General features: G+C 70.8%; 5 protein-coding genes. 1 reads left to right on the forward strand and 4 read right to left on the reverse strand.

Annotation, left to right across the window (positions count from 1 at the left end; genetic code table 11):
- Window positions 1-11: 11 nt before the first annotated feature.
- Complete coding sequence (locus tag ACFWBT_RS40780; protein WP_385709246.1) at window positions 12-686, reverse strand: family 16 glycosylhydrolase; 675 nt, start codon at window positions 684-686, stop codon at window positions 12-14.
- Between ACFWBT_RS40780 and ACFWBT_RS40785 the strand changes: the two genes are divergently transcribed.
- The gene (locus tag ACFWBT_RS40785) at window positions 583-897 is read left to right on the forward strand and encodes a hypothetical protein (protein WP_385709249.1); all 315 of its coding nucleotides are present in this window, start codon (window positions 583-585) and stop codon (window positions 895-897) included. The genes ACFWBT_RS40780 and ACFWBT_RS40785 overlap by 104 nt on opposite strands.
- 613 nt (window positions 898-1,510) lie before the next feature.
- On the opposite strand, the gene ACFWBT_RS40790 is transcribed toward ACFWBT_RS40785, so the two are convergent.
- From ACFWBT_RS40790 to ACFWBT_RS40800, 3 genes are all read right to left on the reverse strand, one after another.
- On the reverse strand, window positions 1,511-2,968 hold the full coding sequence (locus ACFWBT_RS40790; RefSeq protein ID WP_385709237.1) for an ABC1 kinase family protein: 1,458 nt from the start codon (window positions 2,966-2,968) through the stop codon (window positions 1,511-1,513).
- A complete protein-coding gene (locus ACFWBT_RS40795) occupies window positions 2,965-5,208 on the reverse strand; it encodes an anthranilate synthase component I (protein ID WP_385709240.1) in 2,244 nt (747 codons plus the stop codon). The genes ACFWBT_RS40790 and ACFWBT_RS40795 overlap by 4 nt, the downstream gene beginning before the upstream one ends.
- 100 nt (window positions 5,209-5,308) lie before the next feature.
- Window positions 5,309-6,602: lyase family protein (locus ACFWBT_RS40800; RefSeq protein ID WP_385709243.1), on the reverse strand; the 1,294-nt coding region annotated here is incomplete at its 5' end.

Below are 6,602 nucleotides of genomic sequence, written 5' to 3' on the forward strand. Positions count from 1 at the left end.
CGTCGGTGGGGTCAGTGCTGCCAGGCCCTCACGTAGTCGACCATCATGTCGGCGGGGACCACGTTGGTTCCGCTGTGACTGGGGTTGATGGCGTTGTTGAGGATCAGATACATCGGGGCGGAGGTGATCCCGGAGGTGATCTGACCGACCTGCTTGCCGTCGTAGTAGTACGTGACGGAGCCCTGCTTCCATTCGGCACCAAAAGTGTGCCAGCCGCCGGAGTAGGTGCCGGAAGCGCACCCTCCCGGACCGCCTGCCGTGGAATGGAAGTGATAACAGGCGGAGCCGCCCAGGCCTTCGAGGACGTCCAGCTCACCATCCGTCGGCCAGTTCTGCCCGTCCAACCAGAAGGAGGGCCAGTTGGCCATCTTCGTCCCGGAGGAGGGCGTGTAGATGCGGGCCTCGAAAGCGCCGTAAGTGAACTGGGCCTTCCCGTTGCTGGTCACCAGGCCGGAAACGTTGGGATACGTCTTGCCGCCGACGGTGGTCGGCTGCTGGATGAGCTTGAGGTGGAGGGATCCGTCGCCGACAGAGACCTGCGACGGGGAATAGGCGGACGCTTCAGCGGAGTTGGGCGGCTTGGTGACACACCCGGAACATCCGAACCAGTTCGAGTTCCATTTGGAACTGTCAAGACCGGTGCCATTGAATTCGTCGCTGAACACCTGGCGCCATGTGCCGGCAATGCCGACAGGCGTAGCGGCGGTCGTGGACGGCGCAGAGGGCGTTGTGCTGGAGGTCGGTGTCGGCGCGGGGGATGCGGTTTGCGTGGGGGATGCGGTTTGCGTAGGGGTGCCCGCAGGAGTTGAAGCCGTCGGTGTCGCTGTCGGCGTCGTGCTGGAGTTGATGCCGGAGGTGAAGGATTTCACCGGAGAGAGACTGCGCCAGCTGTCGTGAAACTTGTATGCGACGAAGTATGTATAGGTGCCCGCCGGGAATGCGCGGGAGCCCGAGGTGTATGTGGTGGGCCGGGTTCCAAGGGTGGGCGCGGTGGCTCCGGGATAGTCGAAGTGACCACCGTTGGCGGATCGCACGGCGACAGTCAGCGCCTGTAGTTTGATACTTCTGGTGCTGTGGACCGTGGCCGTGGCTTTGAGTTGTCCGTTCGGGGCCGCTGACACGGACAGGGAATCGACCCCGACGTTGGCGGTGGCGGCTTCCGCCTGGCCCGTTTGCGTAAGGACGCCTCCGGCGAGTGCGGCAGTGGCGAGCGCAAGCGCTCCCAGCTTTGTTCGCGCGGCGCGAGAACGGCGGTGTCGCTGAATATCAAGTGTGCAATTCATTGGCATGTACGCGTGACCTTTCGCCCCCCAGGCAACAGTTGAGCCATGCGCAACAGGTGAGCGATGGCGGACTGAATGGTGATGGACTCTGCGCGAGGCGAACGCAATCCGCAAGTGCTTGATCAGCGTCGAAACATGCCTACGACCCTTGGGAATTCTTGCCGTGCGGCCGAGTTGGCCAAGTCGAGCCGGACCCAGTGATGTCCGACACGTCCGGGACAATTCGGTCATAGGTGTCGAATTGCACGGCCCTGGCGGGTGTCGTCGAAGCCGGGCAGCCAGCGGAGGGCCTCGGCTCGGAACGGGATCTCGCACTCCAGCTGGCACAGCACCGCGGTGGCGGCGCCGATGACGCGGTTCACCAGGACGTACGACGGTGGAAGGTTGAAGCGGCGCACCAGGCCGCCCTCGCGCCAGTCGAAGGACCGCACCACTTCCTCGCGGAGCCACGCGCGGGTGAAGCGGTATGTCTCGGCGGCCGACGGGGTCGCGACGGGGAGCAGGAGGGAGGCGAGGGCGGCGTGGTCGGGGGGAGCGGCGGACCTGATGAAGCCCTCCTGGACCAGGAGCTCCTGGGCCGCCGCCCAGTCCCCCTGGTGCACCAGGCGGTTCAGGTTGCCCAGGGCGGGCGGGAAGCCTTCCGGCAGGTGCTTGACGGCGCCGAAGTCGATGACGCCGAGCCGTCCGTCGTCGAGCCGCCGGAAGTTGCCCGGGTGCGGGTCCGCGTGGAGATGTCCGGCGCGCTCGGGCCCGGAGAACAGGAAGCGCGCGTACCGGAGCCCCGTCTCGTCGCGCTCGGCCTGCGATCCCTCCCGGATCACGGTGGCCAAAGGGGTACCGTCCATCCACTCGGTGACCAGCACCCGCTCGGTGAAGGTCACCACGTCGGGAACCAGGACGTCCTCGTCCGAGCGGTAGGCATCGGCGAACGTCTGCTGCGCAGCGGCCTCCAGGCGGTAGTCCAGTTCCTCCGTGACCCGCTCCCGCAACTCACCCAGCATCGGTTCGACGTCCAGGGCCGGGGCGACCACGGAGAACAGCCGGATCAGACGGCCGAGTTGGGCGTAGTCGCCGAGCAGCGCCTCCGCGGCTCCGGGATACTGGATCTTCACGGCGACCGCCCGGCCGTCCTCCCACACCGCCCTGTGCACCTGTCCGATGGAGGCGGCCGCCGTGGGTGTGTCGTCGAAGGACGCGAACCGTCCGCGCCAGTCCTTCCCCAACTCGGTCTCCAGTACCGCGTGGACGCGTGCGGCCGGCAGGGCCGGCGCCGCCTCCTGGAGCAGCGTCAGGGCCGCCCGGTAGGGGGCGATCGCCTCCGCGGGCAGCGCCGCCTCGTAGACGGACAGCATCTGACCGAACTTCATGGCGCCGCCCTTGAGCTCACCGAGGACGCGGAAGAGGTGACGACCGGTCCGGCGCTGGAGCTCGGCGGTGACGAGGTCGACCGGCTGGCCGAGGAGGCGCTTGCCGATGCGCAGCACCGAACGGCCGGCGAAGCCGAGTGGCAGCCCGGCGAGGCGGGCGTTGCGGACGAAGGGGGAGCGCGGGATGTCACGGGCGGGCGGGATGTCACGGGCGGGCGGATTGTGCCCGCCGCTCTTGTCCGCGACCTCCTCGACCTCCTCGCTCTCCTCCCCCTCCGCGCCCTCCTCGACCTGCTCGCCCTCCTCGTACTGGGTCACCGGGCGTTCCTCGCGGTCATGGCGGCCGAGGGAGCCCGGGTGAGACCGGTGACGGCGTTGGCGATCAGCGTGTGCCCGGCGCCCTCCCCCGTCGTCATGATCGACTCCGGGTGGAACTGGACCGCCGCTATGGGCAGTTCGCGGTGCTCGATGGCCATGACCGTCCCGTCGGGGGTGCGGGCCGTGACCTCCAGCACGCCAGGCAGTGACCGGGGTTCGGCGTACAGCGAGTGGTAGCGCCCGGCCTCGAAGCGCGCGGGCAGGTTCTTGAAGAGCGTCCCGCCGCCGTCGGTGACCTCGATGGGCGAGGGTTTGCCGTGCACGGGCCGCCGCAGCCTGCCGAGCGTTCCCCCGAAGTGCTCCACCAGCCCCTGCAGTCCCAGGCAGACACCGAACACGGGCAGGGCACGCACCAGTGCCGCGTCGATGAGTTCCGACATACCAAAGTCCCCCGGACGTCCCGGGCCCGGTGACAGCACGAGCAGGTCGGGTGCCACGGTGTCGAGCAGCTCAGCCGGGAACCCGGCACGGTAGGTGACGACCTCCGCGCCGGTCTGCCGGAGGTAGTCGGCGAGTGTGTGGACGAAGGAGTCCTGGTGGTCGACCAGCAGCACGCGACAGGGCCCACCGCCGTCCGCGGCGGTCTCGGCGCCAGGGCTGCCCGGCCGGTACGCGGACACACCGGGCACGGGCACCGGCACGGCGGGCGCCGGACTCGCCTCCTCCACGGCGTCGAGCAGTGCGAGCGCCTTGAGCAGGGTCTCGCTCTCCTCCGCCACCGGATCGGAGTCGTACAGCAGCGTGGCTCCCGCCCGCACGGTGGCGACCCCGTCCCGGATCTGGACGGTGCGCAGCGTGAGTGCCGTCTCCAGGCCGCCGTCGAAGCCGATGCGCCCGACCGCGCCGCCGTACCAGCGCCGCGGGCTGCGTTCGTGCTCCTCGATGAACGCCATGGCCGCGCGCTTGGGCGCACCTGTCACGGTGACGGCCCACATGTGGCTGAGGAACGCGTCGAGGGCGTCACGGTCGGGGCGCAGCCGGCCCCGGACGTGGTCGACGGTGTGGATCAGCCGGGAGTACAACTCGATCTGACGACGGGCAACGAGCTCGACGCTGCCCGGAAGGCAGACGCGGGCCTTGTCGTTGCGGTCGACGTCCGTGCACATCGTCAGCTCCGACTCCTCCTTGCGCGAGTCGAGCAGCGTACGGATCTGCTCGGCGTCCTCCAGAGGCCCTCGGCCGCGCGCGATGGTGCCGCTGATCGGGCAGGACTCGACGGTGCCGGCCACGGGGTCGACCCGGACGAACATCTCGGGTGAGGCTCCGACCAGGTGCTCGCCGCCCGCGAGATTCATGAGCAGCCCGTACGGTGCGGGGTTGCGTGTCCGCAGTCTGCGGAAGATCTCGGACGGCGGTGACTGGGCGGGGCGGTGGAAGCTCTGGCCGGGGACCGCTTCGAACATCTCACCGTCGTGGAAGCGCCGCCGGGCGCGGCGGACCAGCCGCGCGTACGCGCCCGGCGCGTGGTCGCGGTGGACGGCCGGCTCGGTGGGCGGCCCGTACGGGGCGGCGGGCGTGGCGCGGTCGAGTCCGGCGGTGGAGCGGCCGGCGTAGGAGAAGTCGTAGCAGTACCGCACCGCGGTGCCTCGTCGCCGGTCGATCCGCAGGAGGCGGTCCGGGAGGTGCAGTGCCATGGTGCGGTCGCGGGGGGCGCGGTCCTGGTGCAGCGGTACGGGGTCGAACTGCAGGACCAGGTCGTAGCCGAACGCCCCGTACAGTCCCCACAGGTCGTCCTCCGGGCTGGAGAACCCGGCGACGAGGGTGCGCAGCAGGGTCAGGACGGAGGGGCGCCGTGTGCGGTCCTCTTCCGCGATCAGCTGGTCACGACTGCCGATGTCGGCGGTGATCAGTCCCGCACCGGGGTCCCACCGTGCGTCCTGCGGGACGAGGACGGCGGCGAGGGCCGGCAGCAGCACCCGGCCGCGCTCGTTCAGCGCGCGTACCTCCACGCTGTCCTGGACGGCCGTCACCTCCACGGGAGGGTCCACGTGCGCGAGGTCGAAGGGCCGGTAGCGTCCGGGCTGTTCGGAACGGCCCGAGAGCAGCAGACCTCTGCGCAGATCGAGGGCGCTCTCCAGACGACCGAGTTCCGCTTCGGCCAGAGGGAGGGCGAGGGGCTCCGAGGTACGGGTCACCTCCACCCCGATCGGGGTCGTCCACCGCTGGGTCGTTGCCGTCATCGTGGGCCCTTCTGCATCGTTTCGGTGGCGGATTCGGTGGCGGATTCGGTGGCGGATTCGGTGGCAGCGGTCGCGTCGGTCCGGCGGCCCGCCGTGGGACTCAGCCGCCCGCACGGGTGGTGCGGAAGCGGGTGACGACCCGGTCGACCAGCGTCCCCGCCGCACCGGTGTACTGCTCGGGATCGCACAGAGCGCGCAGCGACCCGGGACCGTGCCGCCCGGTCAGTTCGGGGGCTTCGGCGAGTACGTCCGCCAGGTGCCGCCCGCTGCTCGCCGCCAGCGCGGATGCCCGGCCGACCAACGCCTTGGCCGGAGCCCTGCCCAGCTCGGACGAGAGGACGGCAGCGAGCCGCTCGGAGACCACCAGGCCGCCGGTGAGGGCAAGGTTGGCGCGCATCCGGTCGGCGTGGACGGTGAGTCCTTCGGCCAGTTCCGCCGCGGTGTGGGCGGCTCCGCCGGCCAGCCTGAGACACTCGCGCAGAGGCCACCATTCCGCGTGCCAGGCACCCGCGGGGCGCTCGTCGTCGACGACCGCCGCCTGCGCGAGGCCGCTCACAAGTCCCGGGATCTGGTAGGCGGCTGAGCGGATCAGGGCGGCGAGGGCCGGGTTGCGCTTGTGCGGCATGGCCGACGACGCGCCGTGCCCCTCGGCACCCGGTTCGGTGACCTCCCCGGTCTCGGTACGGGACAGCAGCTGGACGTCCGTCGCGAAGGTGCCGAGCCCGGCGGTGGTGAGGGACAGCGCTCCGGCAAGGTCCGCCACGGGGGTCCGCACGGTGTGCCAGGGGACGGCGGGTTCCGCCAGGCCGAGTTCGGCGGCGACGGCGGCGGGCAGCCGCCGCACGCAGTCCTCCGCTCCGCCCGGTCCCACCGGCCCTTGGATGCGGGCGTAGGCGAGGTATCCGGCCATCGTGCCCGCCGCGCCGCCCAGTTGGACGGGGAGCCCGCCCTCGCGTATCGCCCTCAGCCGCTCCTCGGCGTCCAGGACGGCCTGGAGCCAGCCGGCGGCTTTCAGGCCGAACGTGGTGGGGACGGCGTGCTGGCCGAGGGTGCGGGCGGCCGCCGGTGTGTCGCGGTGGCGTTCGGCCAGGGCGGCCAGGGCGGCGGCGGTGCGGTCGAGGTCGGCGAGGATGAGGGACACGGTGCGGGCGGCCACCAGCATGAGGGCGGTGTCGAGAACGTCCTGGCTGGTGGAGCCCTGATGGACGTAGTGCGCGGCCTCGGGGTCCTTCTCCGCCACCGTGTCGGCGAGCATCCGTACCAGGGCGACCACCGGATTGGCCGCCGCCCGCGCGCGCACCGCCACCTCCCTGACGTCGAAGTGCTCGGCTCGCGCGGCGGCCGAGATGGCCGCGGCCGCCGACGCGGGCACCGTGCCCAGCCCGGCCTGGGCC

Origin of the sequence: Streptomyces sp. NPDC060027, assembly GCF_042737005.1 — a bacterium.
In the GTDB taxonomy this organism is placed as follows: domain Bacteria; phylum Actinomycetota; class Actinomycetes; order Streptomycetales; family Streptomycetaceae; genus Streptomyces.